Annotated in this window: 20 protein-coding genes and 1 tRNA gene; 15 read left to right on the top strand and 6 right to left on the bottom strand. The window is 56.6% G+C overall.

Translation table 11 applies throughout. From position 1 onward, the window contains the following. Window positions 1–19: 19 nt before the first annotated feature. The 3 genes from Pla100_RS16635 to Pla100_RS16620 all read right to left on the bottom strand — a co-directional run bounded on the left by Pla100_RS16635 (window position 20) and on the right by Pla100_RS16620 (window position 3,687). Window positions 20–1,570, bottom strand: coding sequence for an MFS transporter (locus Pla100_RS16635; protein WP_146578791.1), 1,551 nt, complete (start codon window positions 1,568–1,570; stop codon window positions 20–22). 543 nt (window positions 1,571–2,113) lie between these two features. Then, window positions 2,114–3,043 (bottom strand): hypothetical protein, encoded by a 930-nt coding sequence (locus Pla100_RS16625; protein WP_146578790.1) that lies wholly within the window; start codon window positions 3,041–3,043, stop codon window positions 2,114–2,116. A gap of 38 nt (window positions 3,044–3,081) precedes the next feature. After that, the gene (locus Pla100_RS16620) at window positions 3,082–3,687 is read right to left on the bottom strand and encodes a lysophospholipid acyltransferase family protein (RefSeq protein ID WP_146578789.1); all 606 of its coding nucleotides are present in this window, start codon (window positions 3,685–3,687) and stop codon (window positions 3,082–3,084) included. A gap of 174 nt (window positions 3,688–3,861) precedes the next feature. Here Pla100_RS16620 and purB point away from each other — a divergent pair, with 174 nt between their 5' ends. Next, window positions 3,862–5,289: an adenylosuccinate lyase gene (gene purB, locus Pla100_RS16615; RefSeq protein WP_146578788.1), complete on the top strand. Its 1,428-nt coding sequence runs from the start codon at window positions 3,862–3,864 to the stop codon at window positions 5,287–5,289. 227 nt (window positions 5,290–5,516) lie between these two features. On the opposite strand, the gene Pla100_RS16610 is transcribed toward purB, so the two are convergent. Beyond that, entirely contained in the window at window positions 5,517–6,833 is a 1,317-nt protein-coding gene (locus Pla100_RS16610) for a citrate synthase (protein ID WP_146578787.1), read from the bottom strand. A gap of 353 nt (window positions 6,834–7,186) precedes the next feature. On the opposite strand from Pla100_RS16610, the gene Pla100_RS16605 reads away from it, so the two are divergent. The 7 genes from Pla100_RS16605 to Pla100_RS16575 all read left to right on the top strand — a co-directional run bounded on the left by Pla100_RS16605 (window position 7,187) and on the right by Pla100_RS16575 (window position 14,839). Then, window positions 7,187–8,029, top strand: a complete 843-nt coding sequence (locus tag Pla100_RS16605) for a response regulator transcription factor (RefSeq protein ID WP_146578786.1) — start codon at window positions 7,187–7,189, stop codon at window positions 8,027–8,029. A gap of 316 nt (window positions 8,030–8,345) precedes the next feature. Next, on the top strand, window positions 8,346–9,197 hold the full coding sequence (locus Pla100_RS16600; RefSeq protein ID WP_146578785.1) for a succinate dehydrogenase cytochrome b558 subunit: 852 nt from the start codon (window positions 8,346–8,348) through the stop codon (window positions 9,195–9,197). 80 nt (window positions 9,198–9,277) lie between these two features. Further along, on the top strand, window positions 9,278–11,284 hold the full coding sequence (gene sdhA / locus Pla100_RS16595; protein WP_146578784.1) for a succinate dehydrogenase flavoprotein subunit: 2,007 nt from the start codon (window positions 9,278–9,280) through the stop codon (window positions 11,282–11,284). A gap of 100 nt (window positions 11,285–11,384) precedes the next feature. Next, window positions 11,385–12,239: a succinate dehydrogenase iron-sulfur subunit gene (gene sdhB, locus Pla100_RS16590; RefSeq protein WP_146578783.1), complete on the top strand. Its 855-nt coding sequence runs from the start codon at window positions 11,385–11,387 to the stop codon at window positions 12,237–12,239. Window positions 12,240–12,242: 3 nt separating this feature from the next. Then, window positions 12,243–12,998, top strand: a complete 756-nt coding sequence (locus Pla100_RS16585; protein WP_231603137.1) for a sulfite exporter TauE/SafE family protein — start codon at window positions 12,243–12,245, stop codon at window positions 12,996–12,998. Window positions 12,999–13,368: 370 nt separating this feature from the next. After that, window positions 13,369–13,442, top strand: a tRNA-Val gene (locus Pla100_RS16580). A gap of 122 nt (window positions 13,443–13,564) precedes the next feature. Further along, window positions 13,565–14,839: a site-specific integrase gene (locus Pla100_RS16575; RefSeq protein WP_146578782.1), complete on the top strand. Its 1,275-nt coding sequence runs from the start codon at window positions 13,565–13,567 to the stop codon at window positions 14,837–14,839. A 538-nt stretch (window positions 14,840–15,377) separates the two neighbouring features. Here Pla100_RS16575 and Pla100_RS16570 read toward each other — a convergent pair. Continuing rightward, window positions 15,378–16,541, bottom strand: a complete 1,164-nt coding sequence (locus Pla100_RS16570; protein WP_231603136.1) for a tyrosine-type recombinase/integrase — start codon at window positions 16,539–16,541, stop codon at window positions 15,378–15,380. Between the two features lie 114 nt (window positions 16,542–16,655). Beyond that, window positions 16,656–16,922 carry a hypothetical protein gene (locus Pla100_RS16565; RefSeq protein WP_146578780.1) on the bottom strand — a complete coding sequence of 89 codons (267 nt, stop codon included), beginning with the start codon at window positions 16,920–16,922 and terminating at the stop codon, window positions 16,656–16,658. Between the two features lie 442 nt (window positions 16,923–17,364). Between Pla100_RS16565 and Pla100_RS16560 the strand changes: the two genes are divergently transcribed. The 7 genes from Pla100_RS16560 (at window position 17,365) to Pla100_RS16530 (ending at window position 25,575) form a co-directional block, all read left to right on the top strand. After that, the gene (locus tag Pla100_RS16560) at window positions 17,365–17,658 is read left to right on the top strand and encodes a hypothetical protein (protein ID WP_146578779.1); all 294 of its coding nucleotides are present in this window, start codon (window positions 17,365–17,367) and stop codon (window positions 17,656–17,658) included. A 567-nt stretch (window positions 17,659–18,225) separates the two neighbouring features. Next, on the top strand, window positions 18,226–18,597 hold the full coding sequence (locus Pla100_RS16555; RefSeq protein WP_146578778.1) for a hypothetical protein: 372 nt from the start codon (window positions 18,226–18,228) through the stop codon (window positions 18,595–18,597). A 429-nt stretch (window positions 18,598–19,026) separates the two neighbouring features. Then, window positions 19,027–19,308 carry a DUF1580 domain-containing protein gene (locus Pla100_RS16550; protein ID WP_146578777.1) on the top strand — a complete coding sequence of 94 codons (282 nt, stop codon included), beginning with the start codon at window positions 19,027–19,029 and terminating at the stop codon, window positions 19,306–19,308. 41 nt (window positions 19,309–19,349) lie between these two features. Continuing rightward, a complete protein-coding gene (locus Pla100_RS16545) occupies window positions 19,350–19,547 on the top strand; it encodes a hypothetical protein (protein WP_146578776.1) in 198 nt (65 codons plus the stop codon). A 4-nt stretch (window positions 19,548–19,551) separates the two neighbouring features. Continuing rightward, window positions 19,552–21,102 carry a hypothetical protein gene (locus Pla100_RS16540; protein ID WP_146578775.1) on the top strand — a complete coding sequence of 517 codons (1,551 nt, stop codon included), beginning with the start codon at window positions 19,552–19,554 and terminating at the stop codon, window positions 21,100–21,102. 183 nt (window positions 21,103–21,285) lie between these two features. Next, complete coding sequence (locus Pla100_RS16535; RefSeq protein WP_146578774.1) at window positions 21,286–24,570, top strand: hypothetical protein; 3,285 nt, start codon at window positions 21,286–21,288, stop codon at window positions 24,568–24,570. A gap of 105 nt (window positions 24,571–24,675) precedes the next feature. Beyond that, on the top strand, window positions 24,676–25,575 hold the full coding sequence (locus tag Pla100_RS16530; RefSeq protein ID WP_146578773.1) for a hypothetical protein: 900 nt from the start codon (window positions 24,676–24,678) through the stop codon (window positions 25,573–25,575). Window positions 25,576–26,552: the final 977 nt, after the last annotated feature.

The following is a 26,552-nucleotide window of genomic DNA, read 5'->3' as shown; positions in this document are numbered from 1 at the left end:
GTGAGGAGATACAAGCAACTTAGTCGGTGGTTTTGGTTCGGTCCCAGAAGGTGAGGGCAAAGATCACGAAAATGATCGCGGCCATGATGGCCGGTGAAATCCAAAAATCACGCCACTGGGCCATCGTCTCGTTCAGAATTCCCTGGTCCAACGAGGCCGGCAAATCTCGCGAGAACATTTTGGTGAACGTTTCCAAAAACGATGCCGATGGTGCCGAGCCGCGAGCTTCACCTAATGCCTCGACGTATTGAGGTGCCGCGGTGACTTGTTTTCCGTAGTCGCCGAACGTCAGGTTCAACGGGATCGATCCGAACAAACTGCCGCCGGCCATGATCCGATAGCCGAAAAACATCCCAACGCCTTGCGTCAAAAAGACGAGCAAGCCTTGAGCTTGACCGCGGATCGCTTTGGGGGCTTTCTGGTCTGTGTACATGAACCCGGTGACGAAAAAGAAGTCGTAACAGATCCCGTGCAGGGCGACGGCGAGCAACAGCATCCAAGTCGTTTGGTCGGCCGCTCCGAACGCGAAGAGCAGATAGCGAACGAACCAACACGCCATTCCGATCAAGATCATCATCTTCACGCCCAACCGACGGAAGAAGAATGGGATCAAAAGCATGAAGAAGATCTCAGACATTTGACCGATGGTCATCGTCGCGCCTGATTCGGCGAACCCGGTTTGATTCAAGTAGGTTGCCGTCATCCCGTAATAGTATGCCAACGGAATGCAGATCAACGTCGAACAAACGGCAAAGACGAAGAAGTTCCAATTGGCCAATAGCTTGAAGGCATCGACCATGAACAACGACCGCACGTCCATCGGTTGCCCCTTCAACGGCGGCGGTGTGTGGGGCAGGGCAAAGCACAACAAGCCCAAGGCGAGTGAACTGCCCGCGCCCAACCAAAAGATGTTGTACGAGGCCGACCAACCGAAGATGCCGAGCGTCAAGCCGGCGACGATCCAACCGATCGTGCCCCAAACACGAATCTTAGGGAATTGATCCTGGTGGGGAATATGGGTGAACGCGATCGTGTTGCCCAAGCCTAGGGTCGGCATGTAACACAACAGATAGGCCAAAATCATCCACACGAGCGTCTTACCGGCGGTGTTTTGGTTGGCTTGCATTTCCAAGAACGCGGCCGCTTCATAAGTCCCGGCGGCTTTCATCGATTCGGCGGACTCGGTCGCAAACGTGGACGCTTGGTCGGCGATGCCGGGCAATGACAGCATGATCACGCCGCCGACAAGCATCAGCACACCCATGACCTTTTCGGAGGCAAAGAAACGGTCGGCGATCAAACCCAAGAACAAAGGCGCGAAGATCGCCGCGATCGGAGCCGCCTCGTATGCCCCGCCGATGAAGGCGCCGAGCAGGTGCGTGTCCATCGCGGCGGATAACGTCGCGAACCACGCCCCCCAGGCAAAGAATTGCAGGAACATCATCGCCGAGAGTAAAAAGACAATGGTCGTTCCCGACCCGGCGGCACCAAGCGTGCCCGCAACGTCGGGGTTGGCAGCCGCATCGGGCAGACTCGGAACGGGAGCCGATTCATTCGGGTCATTCGTCATGGTAATTTTCGCAAAACCTCAAGCCGGAAAAAGCAATCACAGATGCGTATCGTATCACGGTCCCGCATTCCGTGCCTCATCGTTCCGCCAAGTGTTTCATAGACGGCATTCGGTAGGCGTTTGGTAGGCGTTTGGTAGGCTGGGTCGCAGCGATAGCGGAGACCCGGCATGGGGAAGCAGTTGGCGGTTAGCGGTTAGCGGTTGGCGGTTGGCGGTTGGCGGTTGGCGGTTGGCGGTTGACGGTTGACGGTTGACGGTTGACGGTTGACTGCCGGGTCTTCGCCGAAGCGGCTACGACCCAGCCTACTCTTCACTCTTCACTCTTCACTCTTCACTCTTCACTCTTCACTCTTCACTCTTCACTCTTCACTCTTCACTCTTCACTCTTCACTCTTCAATCTGCGAGCCGCCGTAATCAGCGACGGCAGCGAGCTTGCCGACCACTTTGCGGCTCGCCCAGGAACCCACTACACGCGACAATCCAAGAAAGATAGGCTGCCTGCGATGACCTAGTCACCGATTAGTGTGCCTGCACCCCCAATCCTACTCGGGTTCTTTCAGCTTCAAAACGATCGAATCGTCGACCACTTCAATGCTTTCAAACTTGCGCAGAATCTCGGCGTTCTTGCGGTCCTTGTACGCGTCTTTGGCAAGATTCTCCTGCGAAAAACCTTCCAAGACCGTTTCAGGAATGCGCTCGCCCTTGACGCTCGCGTCGGTTAGCCGCACTTCGAGAATGCCGTCTTGCATCGAAACATCGAATTCAGCATCGGCGTTGAAAAACCGGCCTCCTCCGCCGGGGACCATGTCCGTCGGAAAGCTGACTTCGCCGAACACGCGGCCTTCTTCAATTCGCACGAAAACGCGACCGCGGAGTTGTTCTTCGGTGGCGATCAGTGCGTTGATTTCTTCAGCCGTCAAAACGAGTTCCTTCATCGGCTCGGCGGCAACCGGGGCAGCGGTTTCGCCCGCAGGCTGAGTACCCGGTTCCGCAGCAGGTTGCTCGCCCGGTTGCTCGGCAGCCACTTCACTGTCGGTGGGTTGGTCGTCACCGGTTGATTCGTCGGCGACGGTCGAGCCCGTTTCGGTTTCGTCGGTGGGTGTCGTCTCGCCTTTGACTTGGCTGGTGAAGGCTTCGATTCGAGCTTGCAGTTCCTCCAATTCCTTCTCTTCCATTTCCACCACCGGAATTTCCGCCGGTTGGGTGTCGGTGTACTTGGCCACTTGGCTGGTCAAGAACCAATAGGTGCCAAACCCGATCCCGATCATCGCCAACAAGGTCACCACGAGCGTGCCCAAGCACCCCCAGAACCAGCAGCCGAGTCCTGATTTTCGCGGCGGCCCGCCCGGACCACCGGGTGCGTTGGAGGCACCTGGTTCATACGGCCGCGGCCCGGCGGTTGCGAACTCGGAAGAGGGATTCCCTTGAGTCCAAGGCGCACGGTTGGGGTTCGGATCGGTCGGTTGGGACATTTTGATTTCGCGAAAGAGTCAGGAACACGGACGGTGGGTCAGCAGTCCTTCAACTGCAAGACGGATTGTCGGGCACGACGCAAGAACTCAATCTTAGGCTCGCCGGCTTCCAAGAAAATAGGAGCCCCGATCGTGATGCAAGATAACAGAGGCACCGGCAGGACTTCGCCCCGAGGCAAAATGCGGTTGAGATTCTCCATGTAGACGGGGACCAACTCCAGGTCCGGGCGTTTTTTTCCAAGGTAATACAGCCCGCTCTTGAAGTCGCTCATTTCTTCGCCGGCGCTGCGACTGCCCTCCGGAAAGACGATCAACGAATAAATGTCGCCCATTTGGCGGATCATGCTGTCGATCGGACTTTTGTGGACTTTGATCTCTTTGCGGTCGATCAACAGCGCGTTGAAACTTTTGGCGATATGCGGTTTGAACCAACCACCACTCCAATAGTCCTTGGCGGCGACCGGGCGGGTCAAGGCGCGGATTTCCTTGGGCAACGCCGACCACAACACCACCGCGTCGAGGTGGCTGGTGTGGTTGGCGAAGTAGATGCGTTGGCAGGTGTCCGGTTGGCAATCGATCCACCGCACGGTGAAACCGCTGAACATCTTCGCCAACAGAACGATCGCATGGCTGGTAAGGGTCATGCGGCTAGTTTAGCCGCCCAGTGGGGAGTCTCGTAGGGCGGAGGAAAGAGATGCCCCGATGCCCATTCGCTCTGCCCTACGGGGCGCGAAGCTTGGCCGCTATATTGCTTGCCTCGTTGATCTAGCCCGCGTCTCGTTCGGCCCGCCCTGAACTCTTCCCCTGACCTTGAATTCATGTCCCAATCGCTCCCCAACGTTCTTGCCGCCCGATACGCCAGTGACGCGATGGTCGCGATTTGGTCTCCCGAAGCCAAAGTCGTTCAAGAGCGTCGGCTTTGGATCGCGGTCATGCGAGCCCAAAAGGATCTCGGTGTGACGATCCAAGACGGCGTGATCGAGGCTTACGAAGCCGTCGTCGATCAGGTCGACTTGGCATCGATCGACCGCCGCGAACGTATCACCAAACACGACGTCAAAGCCCGCATCGAAGAGTTCAACGACTTGGCCGGTCACGAACACATCCATAAAGGCATGACGTCCCGCGACTTGACCGAGAACGTCGAGCAGTTGCAAATCCGCTTGGCTCTCGAGTTGGTCCGCGATCGAATCGTGACGGCACTCGCGTTGGTCGCCGAACGGGCCACCGAATTTGCCGAACTCGCAATCGCCGGACGCAGTCACAACGTACCGGCACAGGTCACGACGGTGGGCAAACGATTCGCCAACGTCGCCGAAGAGTTGTTGGTCGCTCATCAACGCATCGATGAATTGATCGCTCGTTACCCGCTGCGTGGAATCAAGGGCCCCGTTGGAACGCAGCAAGATATGTTCGACTTGTTTCAAAGCGACGCGTCCAAGCTGCAACAACTTGACGCTCGCATCGCCGAAAGCTTGGGATTCTGTTCGGTGTTGGACTCGGTCGGTCAAGTCTATGCCCGCTCGCTAGATTTTGATGTCGTTTCGGCACTCGTGCAGCTCTCGTCGGCACCGGCCAATTTTGCCCGGACGTTGCGTTTGATGGCCGGGGCGGAATTGGCCACCGAAGGATTCAAACCGGGCCAAGTCGGTTCGTCGGCGATGCCACATAAAATGAACGCCCGATCGGCCGAACGGATCGACGGGTTCGCCGTGATCTTGAGAGGTTATTTGTCGATGGTCGGTGGTTTATTGGGCGACCAGTGGAACGAGGGCGACGTCAGTTGCAGTGTTGTGCGTCGAGTCGCCGTTCCGGACGCGTTCTTGGCGATCGACGGTCAGATGGAAACGTTCTTGACCGTACTGGCCGACTACGGAGTTTATCCGGCGGTGATCGATCGAGAGCTACGACGTTATCTGCCGTTCTTGGCGACAACCAAGATCCTAGTCGCGGCCGTCAAGTCAGGCGTCGGTCGCGAGGCGGCTCACGAAGCCATCAAAGAACACGCCGTTGCGGCGGCGCTGGCGATGCGAGAAACCGGACGCGATGACAATGATTTGCTCGAACGTCTTGCCGCCGACGAGCGAATTCCGATGAACGCCGAACAGCTCCACGCCGCGATCGGAGCCCCGATCGAATTCATCGGTAACGCGGTGGATCAGATTAAACGGGTCAATCAGCGGATCGAAAAGCTCGTTCAGGCCAACCCATCAGCGGCGAGTTATCGACCGGGTAGCATTCTGTGAAAAGAACTACTGCTTTGTCCAACTTTAATTTTAGGATTAGCCGTTTTGGCGCTAGCGGGCTGTTGATTTGGTTTGCATCGTAACCCGAAGCGTGAGCGAGGGATACCTACAAAGGATTTCATGGCGTTCAATCCCTCGCTGACGCTTCGGGTTACGATTAAATCAACACGCCGCTAGCGCCCAACCGGCTAATGTTGCCGACCCTAAAGTTGAATTTAGACAAAGCACTACCGTGATTCCAATGGAATCACATCGCGTTCGGTGCAACCGGTGTAGATTTGACGCGGACGGTTGATTCGGAACGCGGGGTTGGCGTGCATTTCACGCCAGTGTGCGATCCAACCGGGTAGACGTCCGATCGCGAACAAGACCGTGAACATCTGCACGGGAATGCCGAGCGCCCGGTAGATCACGCCGGAATAGAAGTCGACGTTGGGATACAACTTGCGTTCGATGAAGTACTCGTCTCGCAGCGCCACCTCTTCAAGTTGCTGAGCGACTACAAACAACGGGTCATCGAGATTCAACTTGGCGAGCAGTTTGTCGCAACACGCCCGGATGATCGTCGCCCGCGGATCGAAGTTCTTGTAGACGCGGTGACCAAAGCCCATCAAGCGGAAGTTGCTTTCTTTGTCTTTGGCCATGTCGACATACTTCTTGACGTTGCCGCCATCCATTGCGATCTGTTCGAGCATGTTCACGCACGCTTCGTTGGCACCACCGTGCAACGGTCCCCACAGGGCGCTGATCCCGGCGCTGATGGATGCGAACAAGTTCGCGTTGCTGCTGCCGACCATTCGCACCGTCGAGGTGCTGCAGTTTTGTTCGTGGTCGGCGTGAACGATCAGCAACAAGTTCAACGCTTCGGCAAAGTCCGGATCGACGAAGTAATCCGACGCCGGCGTGGCGAACATCATGTGCAAGAAGTTTTCGCAATAGCTCAATTCGTTCTTGGGATACATGAACGGTTGGCCGATCGACTTCTTGTAGCTGTACGCCGCGATCGTGGGCAATTTGGCGAGCAACCGGTAGATCGAAATTTCGACTTGGCGTTGGTCGTCCAGGTCGAGCGAATCTTGATAGAAGGTCGAAAGTGCGCCGACTACGCTACTGAGGATCGCCATCGGATGAGCGTCGCGGGGGAAGCCGTTGTAGAACGCCTTCATGTCCTCGTGGATCATCGTGTGTTCACGGATGCCGGCCCGGAACGTTTCGATCTCTTTGGTCGACGGCAATTCGCCGTACATCAGCAAGAACGCGGTTTCGATGAAATCGCAATTCGCGGCAAGTTGTTCGATCGGGTACCCGCGGTATCGCAGGACGCCTTTTTCGCCATCGAGGAATGTGATCGCGCTGCGAGTGCTGCCCGTGTTGACAAATCCTTCGTCCAACGTGATCGCTCCCGTTTGGGCTCGAAGGCGGCTGATGTCTAGGGCTCGTTCGCCTTCGGTGCCTTCGACCAAGGGCAGTTCACAGGTTTCACCCCCGATTTGCACGCGGACGGTGTCGACTTCTTGCAATTCCAAACTAGCGGAGGGCTTCATGAGAGATGCGTTGGCAATGGGTCTTGAAGTTTTAAGTGGGTCCTGGATTTTCAGGACGGTTCGATCGGCTTGCGTGGGGTTCTCGCCAGTGTAGCCCTGTGTCATCCGGCGGACAATTAGAGGGCCCTCGGACAATTAGATGGAGCGTGTTCGCCGTCGACGGTTCGATCTTCAGAGCGTTTCTCGCGACGTGACCGAGGGCGTTGCTCGGATCGGCAGGCGTTTCTCTGGGCGATGCGATGCGGTAGGTTATCCATGGCGAATGATTTGGCGTCGCCAATTCTTGGGATCGTTCGATTCGAGACGGTCCGTTCGACCAGGTTGATTAGAAAATAGTTGATTAGAAAATATCCATGCGAGCGCATATTTTGGTCGTCGAGGACGAACAGCACCTCGGCGTGGGCATCAAGTACAACCTCGAAGCGGAAGGTTATCGCGTTTCGCTGGTCGAAGACGGTCCCTCGGCGCTCAAATTGATCGATCATTCGGCCCAGTCCATCGATTTGGTGATTTTAGATTTGATGCTGCCGGGGATGAGCGGCTATTCGGTTTGCCAGCGAATCCGCACGGCCGGCTTGTCGTTGCCGGTGTTAATGTTGTCGGCCCGCACGTTGCCCGAAGACCGCACCCGCGGATTCGACGTCGGGGCGAACCAATACATGAGCAAGCCGTTTGAACTGGACGAGCTTCTCAGCCGGGTCAAAAATTTACTGCAAATTTCACAAGCCGCCGGCAACTACCCGGGCGTCAGTGGCTTTCCCAAGGGCGCCAGCTTTCAACCCGGCGGCTCCGCGCAACCGGCCGGCTCGGTCAGCGGCCAAAGCGTCGGCCCGGCGAATTCGGCGGCGGCATCGGCTCCGGTGGAATCGATCCAGTTCGGCAATATCTCGGTCGACTTCCGGACGCATCAAGTCCGCGTCGACGGCAAGCCCACCAAAATGACCGTTCGCGAGCTGCGGTTGCTGCGGTACTTCGTCGAAAACCCCGAGCGTGTGATCAGCCGCGCCGAGCTGCTCGTCAACGTATGGGAAACGTCCGGTAATTTGCAAACCCGCGCGGTCGATCAATTCATTGCGAAACTCCGTAAAATGATCGAGCCTTCCCCCGCCGAACCGATCCATTTGCTGACGATTCGTGATGCCGGTTATCGTTTCGTTTTGCAGCCGGAAAAAGAAGAGCCGAGCGAAGACCACTAGTGTTTCGTCAAAACTTAATTTTAGAGTGAGCCGAACGCGCTAGCGTCGGGCAATACCCGCGGCTAGCGGGCTGTTGATTGAGTGCACGATTGGGCGTTTTCGTTTAACGGCAAGCCGCAGGCGTCTGCGTTCACAAGCTCTGTCGCCTGCGGCTTGCCGTTAAACGACTAAATCAACAGCCCGCTAGCGCCTCACTTCACTCTAATCACTATGCGAAAAACACGCAGCGTCGTACACTCTGACTTCACATCGGTTGATTTCCGATGCCGTTGGCGGTTAATCGTGCACTCTCCTTCCTCTGACCCATTTGACAAGCGTGTCTGAACTCACTCGCTCGCAATCTCTTTTTCTGCGTCATGAATTTGCGATCCGTCGCGTGCATTCGCTCCTGGGCATCGTCCCGCTGGGGCTTTATATGTGCATTCACCTGACGACCAACGCCAGTTTGCTCAGTGGGACGGCGACGTTTCAGCGCGCGGTGTTTTATATCCACTCGCTCGGGGCGGCGCTACCGATCGTGGAATGGGGCGGAATCTTTTTCCCGTTGCTTTTTCACGCGATTTTGGGCGTTTGGATCATCAAGACCGGCCGTTCGAATTTGGGCAACTACCAATTCACCGGCAATAAACGTTATGTCTGGCAACGTTGGACCGGATTGATCGCCTTCGTTTTCCTGATGGTTCACGTGCTTCACCTGCACGGGTGGTTTCATGTCGGCCCGTGGCTCGCGGTGATGAAGCCGCTCGGTTTCGCCAATTTCTATCCGTACAATGCGGCGTCATCATTGGCCTTGGCCATGGACCGATTCATTTGGGGTTTCTGGCCGGCGTTCTACCTGATCGGCGTCCTGGCGACGGTCTATCACCTCGCCAACGGTTTGTGGACCGCCGGAATCACTTGGGGCTTATGGATTTCGCCGGCGGCTCAACAACGGGCGACCAAAGTCTGTGTGGTGTTCGGGGTGGTTTTGGCGGTTATTGGAACGAGCGCCTGGTGGGCGGCCGTTCGCCCCGGACCGGAAGAGATCGCCGCCGCCCGCGTGCTTGAAGACGAAATGTATGAAGCGGCTCTGAAAACAGGATTGGTTTACGACATGCCTGAGAAGCGGACCTCCGGTCACTCCGACGAATTGGTCCCCGCTGAAGGCGAGTCGGTATCCGCTGATTGACCCGTCGAAACGCGACCGCATCCCATCAACTCAACAACTCAACTGCTCCATTCCTAATCGGAACTCGAAGGTTCACACTCATGGCAGCTTCTTCTCAACCCGCTCACGTCGTCGTCATCGGCGGTGGCTTGGCCGGTTTGGCCTCGACTATGAAATTGGCCGAACTCGGCGCGACCGTTGACCTGATCAGCCTCACCCCGGTCAAACGTTCGCACAGTGTGTGTGCCCAAGGCGGCATCAACAGTTGCAACGATGCGACCCGGCAACTCGGTGATGCCGAATGGAAACACCTCGACGATACGGTCTACGGCGGCGACTTCCTGAACCACCAACCGCCCGTCAAAGAAATGGCGTTTTGGGCTCCTAAAGTGATCGAATTGATGGACCGTTTGGGCGTCCCGTTCAACCGCACCGGGGAAGGCTTCATCGACCGTCGCCGGTTCGGCGGCACGCTTTACAAACGAACCGCATTTGCCGGCGCGACGACGGGGCAACAATTGCTCTACGCGCTCGACGAACAAGTCCGTCGCCGCGAAGCCGAAGGGTCGGTAAAGAAGTTCGAGTTTTGGGATTTCTTGGGACCGATCCAAGATGAAACCGGTCGTTGCCGCGGCGCGGTTGCTCAAAATATGACGACGATGGAAATCCGTGCCTTCCCGGCCGACGCGGTCGTCGTCGCGACCGGCGGATGCGGCTTGATCTACGGTCGCAGCACGATGAGCGTGTTCTGTACCGGCAGTGCGGCGAGCCGATGTTTCCAAGCGGGCGCCAAATACGGCAACGCCGAGTTCATCCAAGTTCACCCGACCGCGATTCCAGGTGCCGATAAGCTGCGTCTGATGAGCGAATCGGCTCGCGGCGAAGGCGGGCGAGTTTGGGTTCCCCGCACGCCGCAAGATCCTCGGGCACCGCGGGACATCCCCGAAGCGGACCGGTACTACTTCCTCGAAGAACGCTATCCCGAATACGGCAACCTCGTTCCACGTGACATCGCCACACGAGAGATCTTTGACATCTGCGTCAACGAAGGACTCAGCGTCGAAGACGATCGTATGTGCGTTTACTTGGACCTGACGCATATCCCGCGTGCGGAACTCGATCGCAAGCTGGGCGGGATTTTGGAAATCTACGAGAAGTTCCAAGGCGTCGACCCGCGTGACGAGCCGATGAAGATCTTCCCCGCCGTGCACTACTCGATGGGTGGTCTGTGGGCCGATTACGTCAAGAGCGCCAACGGCGGCCTCGAAGCCGGTGCCCCCCAAAACCACATGACGAGCATAGAAGGCTTGTACGCGATCGGTGAATGCGATTACCACTATCACGGGGCCAACCGCTTGGGTGCGAACTCGTTGTTGTCATGTATCTTCTCGGGGCTGTTCACCGGTTCGTCGATCATCAACTACGCGGCTTCTCAAAAATCCGGCGGCAAGGATGTGCCAAACGAGGTGCTCGAATCGGCCGTCAAGGCGCAACAGGAACGGCACGATGCACTCTTGCACGGCAACCCCGACAGCGACGAGAACCCGTACCTGATTCACCAAGAGTTGGGTGATCTGATGACCCGCGTCGCGACCGTCGTGCGAAAGAACGAACAGCTCACCGAAGCGATTGCCAAGGTGGACGAACTGCACGAACGCGCGATGAAGGTCAGCCTCGCCGACACGGGAGCCTGGACGAATCAAAACGTCGTCTTCGCCAAAGCACTTCAGGACATGTTCCCGCTCGCCAAAGCCTTGCTCAAAGGAGCCTTGCAACGCGACGAATGCCGAGGCGCCCACTTCAAGCCGGCTTTCGCCAAACCATCGCTGACAAGCGAAGATCCCGTCGAGCGTCGTCGTCAAGCGGAAGAATGGTGCGATGCGTTCGAAGAAAATAATCGCAAGTTCCTCAAGAGCACGATCGCGACCTGGAACGCGGCTTCGAACCAAGTCGAGCTGACGTACGAAGACATCGACACCTCATTGATCCCGCCACGGCCGAGGCTCTACGGCCTCGTCGGTGCCGAAGCGATCGAAGAGGTTTGGAACGAGCGAGCCAACGCGAAAGAAGGGCGAACCGATCCATCACAATTAGTCGGCTCGGCTTAGTGTTCCGTCCAGCAAAATACGTCGGGTAGCGAAACTCGCCAAGAGTTTCGGCCCGGCCACCGAACAATCACCCACCAACATTCTCAACCCAAACTGACCCATGATCGCTCTCGAACCTTCGATCAAGAATCGTCCCGAGTTCATCAACGTTCGCGTTCGGCGGCAAAACGCGCCCGGTGAAAAACCGTACTGGGAACTTCACAAGATCAAGTACGAACCCGAGATGAACGTCATCAGCGTTCTGCAACGGATCGCCGCCCAGGCCACCAACACCGACGGCAAACGCGTCCCGCCGGTCGCGTGGGATTGTGGTTGTTTGGAAGAGGTCTGCGGATCATGCACGATGGTGATCAACGGCCGCGTGCGCCAAAGCTGCTCGGCGTTGGTCGACCGACTGCTCGCCGACAACCCCGACGAGATCGTGCTCGAACCGATGACCAAGTTTCCCGTCGTCCGCGACTTGGTGGTCGACCGTCAACGTCTCTTCCGAGCCCTCGAGCGAGTCAAAGCTTGGGTGCCCGTTGACAGCTATTACAACATGGGCCCCGGCGAACGGATTTTGCGAGACGACCAAGAACGCAACTATCCGCTGAGCCAATGCATGAGCTGCGGTTGTTGCTTGGAAGCCTGCCCGCAATACAACAAGATCGAGCCGAAGCAAAAAGACGGCGAAAGCAATGAAGCATTCGAAGAACGCAAGAAGGCGGAATTTGATGCCGGCTTCGTCGGACCGCACGCGATCTCGCAGGCGATGTTGTTCAACAACCATCCGACTGGCAAGTCGCTCGCCGGTGAACGACTCGACGCTTTGACCGGCCCCGGAGGCATTGCCGCGTGCGGCAACGCACAAAACTGCGTCGCCGTTTGCCCGAAAGAGATTCCGTTGACGACGTCGATCGCCCGCGCCGGACGAGCGACCACCTTGCACGCGATCAAGAAGTGGTTTGATAAGTAGCGCGTGACGATTTGGGAATTTTCGCTTTACGCTTCACTTGTCCTGGCTGGTTTTCTCGCCGGGGTGATTAACACGATCGCCGGCGGAGGATCTTTCTTAACCCTGCCGGCGCTGATGTGGTTCGGGCTCGATCCGCAAACGGCCAACGCCACCAACCGAATCGCGATTCTGTTTTCCACCGCGTCGGCGACTTACACGTTTCATCGTGACGGTCATTGGGACCGCCGGGCGACGATTCGGCTGGCGGTTCCCACGTTGCTCGGTGTGCCGCTGGGCGGGTCGCTGGCAATCTATTTGCCTCCCGAAGCCTTTCAAAGTGCGTTCGGGATTTTGTTGTTGGCGATGGCGGGATTGCTGCTGGCCAACCCCAAACGCTTTATCGACGCGGGCAGCAAACCGGCATTGTCGTCGCGTTGGCAATTTCCCGTTTTCTTGGCGATCGGGGTTTATGTCGGATTCATCCAAGCGGGCATGGGGATCTTGCTTTTGATGGCGATGGGATTTTTGTGTCGGCAAGACATGGTCGCATCCAATGCAATCAAGAACAGCATCGGCTTTCTCGTTACGCTCGCCGCCGCAAGTATTTTCGCGGTCTACGGGATGATCGATTGGATCCCCGGACTTGTGATGGCTGTCGGCAATGTCACCGGCGGAATCGTCGGTGCAAAACTAGCGATCAATAAAGGAGGCCGTTTGGTTTTCGTTTTCCTAGTCGTTGTGATGGTAGCCACCGGCATCCAATTATTGTGGACCGCCTAGGCCGGTACGTCATCATCTAGAAACCCGACTCGCAGGTATTGAAGGCTCGCAAATTGACGGTAAATCGCGATCCTCTTCAATGAAATAGCACCCACGCTCGACTCGCACAACTGCATAGGCAACTTCATAGTTTAGCGTTACTGAATCAACCTGAGTCGTCGACGCGTTCTCAAGCAAAACGCTAACCTTAGCGAACAGGAAGACATCGTGACGTCGCCCCAATTGGCAGTTCGGTAATGTTTACCACGTGATTTTGCTTGTTGGCGAAATTACCCTTCGCTCGAAGACTTGCCTACCGCGACCAGAACAGCTATTTTTCAAGTGGGTTCCGAATAAAACTCAAACAGTCATCCCGTGCTGAATGAGTCTCGGGCGATTAGCTCAGTTGGTTAGAGCGCTGCTTTCACACGGCAGAGGTCACAGATTCGAATTCTGTATCGCCCATTTTTCGATTTCCCAACAAATAACGATACCAAACTGCCCTGAGAGTGGATCTCGGAACGGCTTTTTCCTTTGATCGATTTTGGACAGACTGTCCAAAACGGTCCGATTGGAGACTGTTACCGATGCGAGTTCCCAAGTATTCCCGGCATAGTTCCGGTAAGGATTCTAGCCGCGATCAAGCCCGCGTTCGTCTGGGCGGACACACGTACTATCTCGGCGTCTACGGCTCGAAGGAATCCCGAGCCGAATACAAACGGCTTGTGGCCGAGTTCATCGCCAACGATGGCGTTATCGTTCGGCAGGACGCTAGGGCTGATTTGAGCCTAACCGAGCTATTCGCAAGCTACCTCGTGTGGGCAAGGAAGCACTACGGCAAGTCGGCAACCGAGTTTGACAAGATCAAACGCATCGTCAAACGCACACGACTGGTTTACGGCGATCTTGAGGCGAGTCGGTTTGGGTACCAGCAGTTTGAAGTTATCCGCACCGCTCTGCTTAACGATGGGGTCGGTCGAGACTACATCAACGGCAACATGGACAGGTTGGTGCGAGTGTTTCGCTGGGGTGCGTCTCGCAACTTGATCGAGCCATCGGTAGCCCAAAGCCTAGGGATGATCGAGCGACTGAAGCGAGGCCGAACCAACGCCCCAGAACGCAAGCCGGTCCCGCCCGTGCCTGCCGATGTCGTGCTCAAAACATTGCCGCACCTGTCCAGTGTGGTCAGCGACATGATTCGATTACAGATGGTCGTGGGGTCGAGACCGGGCGAATTGTGTAACCTCACCCCCGCGATGATCGATCGCACGGGCGACGTTTGGGAAGCAACATTGATCGAGCACAAAACCGCCCATCACGGAAAGTCTCGGACGCTTTTCATTGGTCCACAGGGGCAAGCGATCCTTAGCCCCTATCTGATGCGGTTTGGGGATGAGCATTGTTTCCGCCCGGTCGATGCCGAGAAGGAACGACGGGACGCACAGCATGCCGCCCGGAAAACTCCACTTTCGTGCGGGGATCGTCCTGGAACTAACAGGAAGCGAGCGCCCAAGGTTCGACCAGGACAGCACTACACAACGGCCAGCTACCGCCGAGCCATTCATCGGGCTTGTGATATGGCGTTTCCCGCTCCATCGCCGCTAGGAAGGCTGGAAGGCGAATCGGATCGGGCAAGGCTGGAACGATTGAATCCATCGCAGATCAAGCAGCTTCGCAAATGGCAGGCAGAGCACCGATGGAACCCGAACCAACTTAGGCACACGTTTGCGACAGACGCATGGAAGACGGAGGAACCGGAAGCCGTGCAGATTCTATTGGGGCATAGTGACCTGCGAACGACGTTGGTCTATGCCGAACGCGACCGGCGAAAAGCGATCGACGCAGCACGGCGAGTAGGTTGATCCATGGCACCAAGAAAAAAACCAATCGAGCGCCGACCATGCGACTTGTGCCGCGATGCGTCCGCAGCGTATAGCGAATCCAGGGGCGCGGCCGTCTGCCTGCGTTGCGCTCTGGCCGAACTGGCAAGCGAGACGGACAAGCCAACGAAGCCGCAGAGGCGGGCCGCACAGGGAGCGACAGCGGGCAAACAACACAAGTCACATCATCGCGATCGGTGATGTTCAGCGATTCACGGCGGGCTGCCGGCTTTCGCGACATACTAAGGGAGTCTGAACACCACGACGCGGACTGCCAAGAAGACTAGCGAGCCGAGCTCACGACTGCCTGAGCCTACGGACCTTCATGCATGGTCCGTAGGCTTTGGCTTTAAGTCTGCCACCGTGGCAGAGCAAGAGAAAAAGAGGGGGTACCCCCGGTCCCCGGGTGGTCCCCATCGCGGCCAGATGTGTATTTACATTCCCCATCGGGAACGCCAAGTCAGAAACATCGTGGTAATTTAGGGTGTTTTCAACTTCCAATCAGCCTGCTGGCGAACACCTATTCGAACAGCCAATCGCGAACTTTGTTTGTGACCGCGAGAAGCCGTTCATTGCTGATGTGGTGCCGATAGTTCGCTGCCATTGTTGCATCGACGTGTCCCATGATTGAGTTGACGGCTACTTGATCTGTGGTGGCACCCGCGATGGTGGCGAACGTATGACGAAGCCAATAAAAACCGCCTCTTTGGATAAATGCATTCTTTCGAGCCGCGGCGAAGCGTTCTGTAATTCGAACGCTGTCTAGCCCGAGTCGATTGCCGTTTGCGAGTAGGAATGCGAATTCGCCAAAGCGGGAATTGGTTCTCGCTAGAACCGCGTCGCGTACGCTTGTTGCTTCTTTGAGGGCTGCGATGGTTTCAGGCCAGAGTGGACACCATCGATCGACTTCAGTCTTAACTCTCGCGTAGTCGATCCACTCGGCCTTGATTGCATTGTCGATGACGCTTTGCGGCATGGACTGACAGTCCGTGTTACCGAACGCACAATTGATTCCAAGAAAGATTTGAGCCCGAAGTACCGATCCTGATTCGGCGAGCAGTGCATGGATTTGGTCGGCGGTGAAAAGTTTGGTTCCTTCGATCCTGCGAAGACGACGGATGACCTTCCTAGATGGTTTTCGGAAGTCTGGGCCGACTGCGATCTTAATTGTCAACTCAGAGTCCCAGAGCCATTTCAACAGGGTTTTCACCCGCGTGATCTCGTTTCCGACCGTCTGGACGTTGCAGGTCTTCAGTCGGTCAGTTTTGTAGGCGAGGAAATCAGAGGGCTTCAAGGACTCAACGACTCGGCGACTATCCCAGAATCGGAGTATTCGCTCGCAAGTTTTGACGTATTCCTTGTAGGTCACCTGCGTGATCTCAAGCGACTGGCACTTCTGGAACTTCGCGCTCAAGAAAAGGTCACAGGCTTCTTGGAGGCGTAGCAGGCCATCATCTTCGAAGCGTGGCGTTGCGTCGTCATCCGGCTCCGATCTCATTTCGGGCTGGACAGGGGCTGTGTCGTGATTGCGTGAATAGAACTCCTGAAGAGCTCCTTGTGGATTGTCCCAATGGCCGAAGTAGCAAGTCTTACCCTTAATCTTCTTGGCCCATTTACCACAAGGATGGGGAAACAATGGGAAGTCCGGATAGGGCTTATTCGGTTTCTTGGCTTGGTCCTTCATCGTATTTGCATCCATGCGATGGAATGAAAAACCTCGCGGTCCGTTCGGACGACGAGGTTGGCGGTTCGTTTTCGAGATAGATCGATGTTTATGCCATCGACCGCCTCACGTTTGCTAATCGTCCCAGTCTCCGGCAGCATCGAAATCCGGGTTTGACAGAATGCCGGGAATCACGTGATTAAAGGTTTCCAAAACCTCACGAGAGAACGGATCTAGAATCGCTCTCGCGCGGGCTGGCGTCATCATCATTTTTTTGCTTCGGTCTGGATCTTGGTTAGGGTCGTAAGCGTACTCCTCGTCGGTGCCCGGCTCTCCGAGCATCTCACTGGTTACGTCAAAGAAAACTTCAAGCGAGTCTCGCGTGAACGCTTCCAGGAGCATCTTCGCGCGATCCGCTGTCATTAAATTGGTTGCCGTTTGAGGGACTGCAACGGCCGAGCAGGTTGTTGAAACACACATCTTGAATACCTCACGCGTGAGCTCGCCATCGCTGTAGTAACGATGCTCCAACGCACCGCCAACGCCCTTGCTTCCCGCCTCTGCGGATCATCACTTGGGTGGTTGCAGCGAAGGCGAGCTGACACGCCGTAAGTCGTAACTAGAAATTGTTGGAGAGAAAACTGATTCGACCGAATACGGTGACGGTCGTCGTTTACCCCAAGAGATTACTAGCCACTTGGGATATCGACATTTTAGCCATGTCGCTGCAAGAAATCAACTAGCTTCTAGTTGTTTTCTTTTGAGCCTGCCGATACGTTGTAAATTGTCGACTCTGCCACGGTGGCAGAGTGAATCCGCAAAGCCCAACAACGCAGGAAGCAAGATGCCCAAAGAAGTCCCGACGAAACGGGTGCAGCGTCGTATTGACGTAACTGAGTACGGTATTGATTTTAACGCGATTCTCGAGGAAATCCGTCCTCACCTAAGCGGTTCCCATGCCGAGATTGGCCAGAAAGCGAATATGCCGGCGACGAGCGTCTGTAACTCCCTAAATGGATCGGTGAAGCTCTCGCTAGGGATGCTCGCTTCACTTGCTCACGCGTCAGGCGGAAAGCTTGTGGTCGCGTACAAGCCTCCGAAGAAGCGAGCGAGCACGAAGCAGGGCGAGGATCGATGAAAAGGGCTTAGCGAGCAGAGTACTTCGCCGCTGAATCCGCTGACGATCGATCGCGCGACACCGGCAGCTGGGATTCGCGTCTGGTGATGGGGCATCGCGATCGCCAATCGCTGAATAACGCGTCTTCGGCCGGCGATCGCGGGCGACCTCTGCAAATCCTGACGGCGAAGTCAGCGTCGGGGGCGCGGTAATCACCAGAACCAGAAACGGAGGGTGGTACTGGTCCCTGCTCAGCCCCCTGAATCGCGGAGGTGAAGGAACATTGGCCCCCGAGACCGCGTGACAAACCGCAGTCGGATCTGGCGACACATTCCGGCAACTTCGGCTCCGCTCCCGTGGTGAAACCGTCAAACGCAACACTGGTGAGATAACCATATAGCCGCGGTTGGACGTAGGAAGTCGACCGAGGCCGGTTTTCGGTTGTCGAAGTTGGGCAACGTAACCGATTGGCGATCAATTAAAAGATCCAAACCGACCCACCTCGTGGCAGTGGCACTCGTGCCGGCGTCGCCCGCCTGACGCTTCCTACCTGACTGCGAGGTGGGTTTTTGCAATGGAGATTGAGCAGTGCAAACATCATTCGAGATTGACTACGTCGACCCTGTTGTTGAAACGATAGAAACGCTTTGTGAATTGGGCTTTGAATCCAAGGGGCATTGCTACGTGTCAGAGCGTGGCGATTGCAGAGCGGCTATTCGTCCGTCAAACGGCTGGCTTTATTTGATGAATATTCGCACCAACCCACGATCTCGATCATTGGGGCAGGCGAGTGCCCTGCTACGCGATATCTGCCGCATCGCTGACGACTTTCGCGTTACGGTGTTTCTAGAAGTTGAAGCGGGTTCCGATAGCGACATGACTGAATCGCAGCTTTTGGATTGGTACTGGCGCCACGGCTTTCGAGGATGCAAGAGCGAGATGATTCGGGAGCCTCAATAGAGAGCAAGCACCTCCCGCCAACTCTCGACTCTGCCACGGTGGCGTACTCAAGTCACCTCTCAAATCACGGTGACGTGTGGCTACCGACCGGCGTGACACGCTTGGTCGCCGGATAGAACTTGTTCCACTTTCGATATCGCTAACGAATCCGGTTTCATCGTTCCTTCGCTCAGCGATTGAAGCAGGCGACACTCAATAAGGCGTCACCGACTAAGCGGTTCAAGCGTTCAAGGGTATCTCGGACTCTCTGGTTCAGTGTGTGGTTCCTCGACGATCTTGAGAATCTGGGTGCACTACAGCTGGGGCAGATTTTCAGGTGAAAAACTTTCGTCCAAATGCGTTCACGAGTCGCTAGCTTCCTTGCATTCGCCTGCAACACGACACCACAATTCAAGCAATCAATACTTGTCCTTGAATTGAGGTGAGAACATGACACAGACCGAACCGATGATGGCGTTGACCGATGCTATTCGAGCAGCGACCGGACTGGAGCGCGATCGAACGACCGGACAACGTTGGATGCGAGATGGGATGCAGACTTATTTGGTCGGTGGTCGCCGATGCACTACGCCGAAAGACGTGCTCGATTACATCCGCCGCAAGACGGAAGAAAGCCCCGTCGCCGCGAGTGTCCAGGCGAGTCGTTCGCCTGCCAAACGCCAACGCGATCAGTCGCGAGCGTCCCGCCAACTTGAATCGTTGGGGGCTTAGTCATGGTTGCTTTCGCAGATTATTCGAGTGACGAGCCATCGGTGAACGATGACCCCCAGGCCCTCGAACTGATGGAGTTGTTTAATCGTTTCGGAAACAGCATGCACTTGCTGAAGAGCGAGATGAAGCAAAAGGTCTCGCCTGAACACAGTGTCGCGCGACAACAAATAGATGACCTGTTCGAGGAGATTCGAGCGGGCAAATTCCCAGCACAGTTTCCACCTGACACCGAGGTTTAAGCAAATGGAATCGTTACTAAGCCAACACACGCAGCGCAACCAACCGATTCGCAAGAACGGAGCGTTAAACGAGACGCTCAACGGTCAGATTCAGCAAATGCAAAAGGACCAGCCTGGGACGACGGTACCGCAACCTTCGCCAACCGAAATGGACCGCCGCCGCGCCATGGCAGCCGGCGGACTTGCCAACGTTCTCGCCGCGAATCCGATGCGACGACAAGCGACGCCAGCACAAGCGTCACGCGAGCAATTGCTGAATCAGTTCGGCGATATTCGCAACCGGATGACCGCGTTATCGACGCTGGGCAACGCACCGCCGGCGGTTCCCGGCGAGGCGTCTGCTTCGATGCAGCAAGTCACCGGGCCGCGAAGTGCCGCCGGGTCAATCGGAAGCACTGACCAGTACAACATCACCGCCCGCAACGGGGTCTACAACGCAGGCCCCCAGATGAGCGCGGGAAGTGGAGCGATCGACGCCGCCTACGCCGCCAGAAACGCGAACCATGTCATGCCATCAGTTCCGCAGGACGCACGAGTCACTCAGGGCATGAGCCTGGATCGATTGTTTCCAAGCCCTGGTGATGCCGGGTCTCGTTCCAAGTTCGAGGAGTACCGTGATCGACGCGGTGCCCGCCGAACCGAGGCGAGGGGAATGCGACAGCAGCAACTCGCCGAGCAACGTCAGGCACGGATCGACGCGCAGAATCAGGTGCCAGTCATCAATCCGTTCATGAACCCGATTGCCATGCAGGCGATGCGGCGAGACCCAACGCTCGCCATGGGGGCGATCAATAACCTGAATGAAGCCCTCCAAGGTCGGGGGCGTTTGCAGTCCCAGAACTCTGCCACGTTGGCAGAGCTAGGGCTCAAGGGGCGTGCTCAGAGTTTGCAGGAGGCTCTCGGAACTGGCCGCTTGCAACTGGAACAGCAGGGACAGACCGCCGACAATTCGTACCGCGACCGGGCATTGGAAGCCGAAACAGGCTTTCGGACACAGCAAGCCGAGGCACAGCAGCGGTCGGCGGATGCGAGCTACATGTCAGCGGAGGCCCAAGCGGAACGGCAACGGGCAGAGGCTCAAGTGATCGCCGATCCCGAAAACCGGATGCGACAGCAGCAAATGGACCTTATGGAGATCGGCATGGCATCACCGAATCCAATAGTTCAGCAGCAAGCCGCCGATTTGTTTGAGGCGTTAGGAATGCAATCGCCAGCCGATGAACGGCCCGATCTATCACCTTTGCCGTTCAGGCCTCAACCAGACCAGATGACCGGAGAGCTGCCTCCCGAGCAAATGGACATGCTCATGAGCGAACTCACGAACGGTCAGGGCCTATCCGGTCCCAGCCTGATGGCAGCGCTCCTGCAGCAAGGGGTAAGCCGAGACCAAGCGGAAAGATACTACTCCGAGAATTTCCCTGGCGCCATCGCACGCGGAATCGATCGAATCCAATCCTGGATTCCCAGCGCCCTGGGAGGTGAAACGGATTTTTCCATCCGCCGAAAATACGGGCCGTTCTACCGTCTCAATGATGCGTTAGGAATCGGCTACTGAGCGAGAGATTGCTGACGGGGTTCTTCAAGGAATAGCCGCGGATCACTACCTAGAATCCCAACGCAAACAACAAGGCAGATGACTCCAAGCAGAGATATCCAAAAAACTGATGCAAATAAAAACCCGCTCCAAAAACCAACAGACTTGCGAGAGATCGATTCTTGAGTGGGTTGATAAGGATTCATGATGGAAAGCTACATACAGGAGTTGATCGATCCAGGCATCGCTCGTGAGCGACGCCGCCGCAAACGAGCAGCGCGGCCAAGTGGGTTGATGTCGCCCGAGACAGAGAACAATGTCATCGGCAGCTTGCGTGACAAATCGATTGGTACTCTGTCGGCAGCGGGTAACGTCCTTGACCTTCCCGGCTCGATGGTCCGCGACACGCTTGCTGGCCGGAATCCATTCGACCAAGTCCTCTCCCCAACGTCCAGCGAAAACCGCACGACCGGGCGAGCACTTGCTCGCGAGTACGGGATGGCGAGACGTCGCGACACCTGGGGAAACGCGATCGGCGGGTTCGGCGCCGAGGTTGCCCTGGATCCACTCACGTACCTAACGTTCGGCGGCAGTGCCCTCGGTAAAGCAGGGCAGGCAGCAAAGAACGCGGGGCTTATGGACGATGCAGCGAAAGTTGCCGCCCGAAAGGCTGGTACCGCAATCGGCAGCGTTGGCACGCGTGAGGCCCGAGTTAGTACGACTCTCAGGGACTTTTCGAACGCCAGCGGCGAGTCATCGAAGGTGGCAAACGATTTGATCCGCCGCGGTGCGGATCCAAACGAGGCTCTAGGCGGGCTGGTTGGAATCGGTTTGCCCTTTCGAGATCCGAGCTTTGTGCTGGGCACTGGAGAGCGAAGCCAACGAGCGGCACGGGCATTGGATTCCGCCGGCAAAGCGGTTCGTTTTGCGAAGGTTCCCGGAACAGACCTTCAGCCCATCAACGCGGCGACGAGATTGTTCGACGTCACGCTCAACGAAACTCGCACGCCGTTCGGTCAAGCGATCGCCAAACAGCATGCCCGATCCAAGCAGGCCGTCGATGCCAAGGCACGCGGTGAGTTAGCCGAGATGGCGAGCCAGCTTGATGACGCAGGCGCAACGGATTGGGCGAGCAACACAGCCATGCGAGAGTCGCTTGAGGGTGTGCTGCCTATGGACTTCCTCCAAGGCAAGGAACGCGAAGTCGCCGAGCGATTGAAAGCGAATGTCGACCAAATGCCCCAGCTTGCGGAGCAATGGGGCGTCAAGCTTGATCCGTTTGCGGATTCGGAAGTTAGCTATTTCCCGAGGCGTGTTACCGAAAATCGACGGCGCCCCGGTGGACGCGGCAAGCCAACGAATCGAATCGAGCCGCGTGACGTGGATATGAGCCGAAAGGGCTTTCTTGCGGACCTTCCCGGTGGAACGTCCCAGTTGTCAGCGATCGCCCAAGACGAGCGGCTTGAGATGCTGATCGAACGCGGATCAAACATCAGCACGATCGCCGAATACATCCAACGAGCCTATCCTCAGGTACCCGCTCTTTACCGTGCTCGCGGCGGAGACGCTGCGTCAGATCTCCTCGAAGGGAGGCACGAAGAGCTTGCGGAATGGTTTGCTAGTTTGTCGCCAGCGACTCGCAAGTCAGGTGTCTTCGGCAATGCACCTCTGATGGATTATCACGCGCGTCGATCGAGCTTCGATCAGGCCATTCAGGGAGCTCGAACTATTCGTGACGCGATTGTCGAGCCGGGCATCCTTGCGCCCGCTGGTACGCTTCCGGCGGGTAAAGGCGTGACCGTGAAGGACTTCGCCGAAAAAGCTGGGCTCGTCGTTGGTGATGAACAAACAGGTTTCCTTGCCAGACTTCGTGAGGCCATGCCGGATGCCGACGATCTTGCCAGCATGGAGATCCGTCAAGAGCACGCCGATGACCTGCGATCCTTCATGAAAGCAGTTTCCGGCCCCGAACCGGTCAATGAAATGGTCGCGGTTCTCGATGATGTGACCAACCTATCGAAAGCCATGTGGACCGGTGTCTGGCCCGCGTTTCATGTTCGCAACCTGCTTTCCGGCCAAGTTCATAATCTCACTTTAGGGATGTTCGATCCATCGAGCGTGAAGGATGCTCACACAATCTTGAAGGGTCGCGTTATCAAAGAGGCCGCGAGGATTCCGGCAGTCCAAGCCGAGTGGACTCGACGTGCTGGACAAGCCGCGAAGCTGACCGATGAAGAAGCCACCAAGATCCTCGGAGAGCTAGCATTCAAACATGAGGTGCTGGGCAAGTTCGAATCCAACGCTACTGCACTTGCAGGCGAAACGGCGCCCATCGGCGGGCAAGTTACCGACGTGACAGCCGAGTTATTGCGACCCGGCAGCTCGAAGGTTTCAGCTGGCAGCATCGGTCGAAAAGCCACCGGACGAGCTGAGGGCACGAACTTCAACCCTCTGGATGTTCGCGGCGTTGGTGATCGTGAGGCGAGCGGGTTCGGTCCGGCGGCAGCTGGTGAGGAAATTGGGCACTACGTAGAGGGCCTCAACCGTATCGCTCCATTCTTGCACCTCTTGCGAAAGGGCGTTGACCCTGCTGAAGCGGCCAAGCGAGTCGGTGCCGCACAGGTGCTTTACAGCAACAAGTATTTCTCGCCGTTCGAACGGCAGGTGATGCGTCGGATAGCGCCGTTCTACTCGTTCACCAGTCGAACCGCCAAACGCATTGCCCAAGAGCTGATGGAGCGTCCCGGTGGTCGCTTGTCGCAAACGATCCGAGCGTCAACTAGCGCCGGGAATGATGACTTGGCGCCGGATCACGTTCGTGACACCGCCCCGATCCCAATCAGCGGCAATCCAGTCTTGGAAGCCATGATTGGAAATGCACCAACTGGAACCGATCGCTACATCACGGGCTTTGGCCTGATGCACGAGGACCCGCTGAGCTTTGGTTTGGATCCACAGACGGCAGGAATGGAGGCACTGAGCCGAATGAATCCGATCCTTAAAGGGCCGTTGGAGATGCTTACCGGCCGATCGTTCCATCAACGAGGCGCCGACGGAAGCGGCAGGAGACTTGAAGACATGGACCCAGGGGTCGGACGCTTAGTCGCCAACGTCGTCGGATCTGATCAGCCCGTACAGCTTCCACTTTGGATGGAACAATTAGCCGCGAACAGCCCTGCCTCAGTCGCGATCTCACGAGCGAGACAGTTGACCGACACCCGCAAACGACTTGGCGAAACACCGCTACCGGGGCCAGCTTCTCTGATCAATTTTTTGACCGGTGTGCGTGTAACCGACGTATCGCCCGAGCAGAAGCAGCGAACGCTTGAGGGCTTGATCGACAATCGGCTCCAGGGACTTGGCGGACGAGTGTTCGAGCGCCGGTTTATCCCTGAAGGAACACCGTTGACCGCCAATCAACAAGCCGAGCTTGAACAGCTCCGAGCACTACAGTCGAAATTAAGGCGTCTTCGCCGCGAATCCCAATGACAGGTCTGCCACGGTGGCAGACCTGATTTGCCCCTACACGACTTCCCCCTCTCTGCGTGTTTTGACGATGTTTGATTTCCCGATTTACGATCGAAAGGACCAGAAATGGACACACAGGTTGCAGAGGCCCGAGCCTTAAACGAAAAAAGCCCCGCCAACGGACAGCAACCGAGGCGAGGCCAAACGAGTTTCAGCGAGCAAGCGGAAACAGCAGATGCTCAGGTTATCGGATCGACGTTGCGTCAGGCAAACGAGATCCCATTAACTCGAGTTCTTGTTGATCCGTCGCTACAAACTCGCGTGACGCTCGATGAAGCGACCGCGCAGGAATACCAGCGGGTTGCCATTGAAGCCGACGAGGAGGGCAAGCCGTGGCCGTTCCCGCCCGTGGATATGGTGGGCGGTTATCTCGTCGATGGGTTCCACCGTTTCGAGGTCGCCAAGCGACTGGGCCGCGCGACGATCCTTGCCAACGAGCGACCGGGCACCGAGGAGGACGCGGTTCTTGCCGCAGTCTCCGCCAACGCCTCACATGGTTTGCGGCGATCGCGTGAGGACGTTCAGCGGGCTATACGGGTCGCCTCCAGACAGTGGCCAGATCTTTCGATACGAGAGATCGCTCGCCGTGTGCGGTGTTCACCCCAAACGGTAATTAACGTTCGAGATCGCGACAAAGAGAATGAGCGGGTGTCCAACTTGGACACTTCGGGCGACGTTGACCACGAATTTCGGCGAGCCTTGGAAGCGACGCCCACTGGCCATAGCTTCATCCAGTGCAGCGACGATCATTTGTCCTGGACTGTCATTGCCCGGGATCCAGATCGCTACCGCGTGACCCGTCGCGTCGGTCCGAATGAGGTCATCGAGCACAACCGACTTGGCACAGCCGAACAAGTTTGCTTGGTGTTGAACATGTTCGATGAAGAGGTTGGCAATGATGCCGCCGGCCAACCGTACCGGCTTATCGAAGGCGATCCATTCGCCAACGAGACCGTAGCCGTCTGAGCCACAACCAACAAAAAAACCGCCGGGGGAAGCCATCACCCGGCGGTTTCAAATTTCCCAGTCGATCCACCAACTAGAAAGCACAGAAATGATTATCGCATCTACGCGACTTCTGACAACCATCACATAGCCCGTCTTCAGCTTTGGTGCGTTGAAGACTTGGTATGGGGTCGGCTATCCGGTGACATTCCCCGCGTCGATGAACGCAAAATGGTGAACCGTGCATCCGCCTGCAAGGGCGCGAGGATGCGAAACCCCACAAGCACCGTGGGAGGGTAACCGCGATGACAAGCGGTGAATTGAAGTTTTGAAAGCGATTCTGCTACGGCAGTTTTCCACGCAACGAGTAGGTAGTTGATCCTATCCACACCGCCCCGCGTCGTGGTCCGCAAGTCATCTGCGAGACGAACAAAAATCGTGCCCTGAGTAGCGTCAGGGAAGACCGAACCGACAACCCGTAATCTCAACCAAGTAGCCTCACTTGTCACGGCCCGCAGCTCAATCATTCAGATGAGCAAACGCAGGCAGATGACAAGGGAGGGGGCGGTACGGACTTCGCGGTTGGTTTGTCGGGATCCAAAAAACGGGTTGGATCGGCGAAAATTCTCTGACGAGACTCGCCCCTTTCTCTGCGGGACTTCGCCTAAGATAATTAGTACGTACAGCTCAAACAGGCGACACCTGGCCATGCTCCAAGCATGAAGTTCACGTGACGTAGAATTCTACATCCGGAATGACTGATGAAAGATTCATCGCAGATACCAGGTTTAGTCGATCCAAAAGGCGAACCTCTTGGCAAAAAGAGAAAACTGAGCAGGGTAAGCGAGATTGAGTGGACGAGGTATGCAACCTAGATGATGGTCTATTAGATGATGGTCTTTTATCTGGTTGTGACTCAGGGAGATGTTGTGACTCAGGGAGATGAGGTAGCTTCGGTAGTTCAACGAAGAATCGAAGGACCGGGTGCGTTAACGATA

The organism is Neorhodopirellula pilleata (assembly GCF_007859915.1).
GTDB classification, from domain to species: Bacteria; Planctomycetota; Planctomycetia; order Pirellulales; family Pirellulaceae; genus Rhodopirellula; species Rhodopirellula pilleata.
This window is presented reverse-complemented; position numbering and strand designations above follow the sequence as displayed.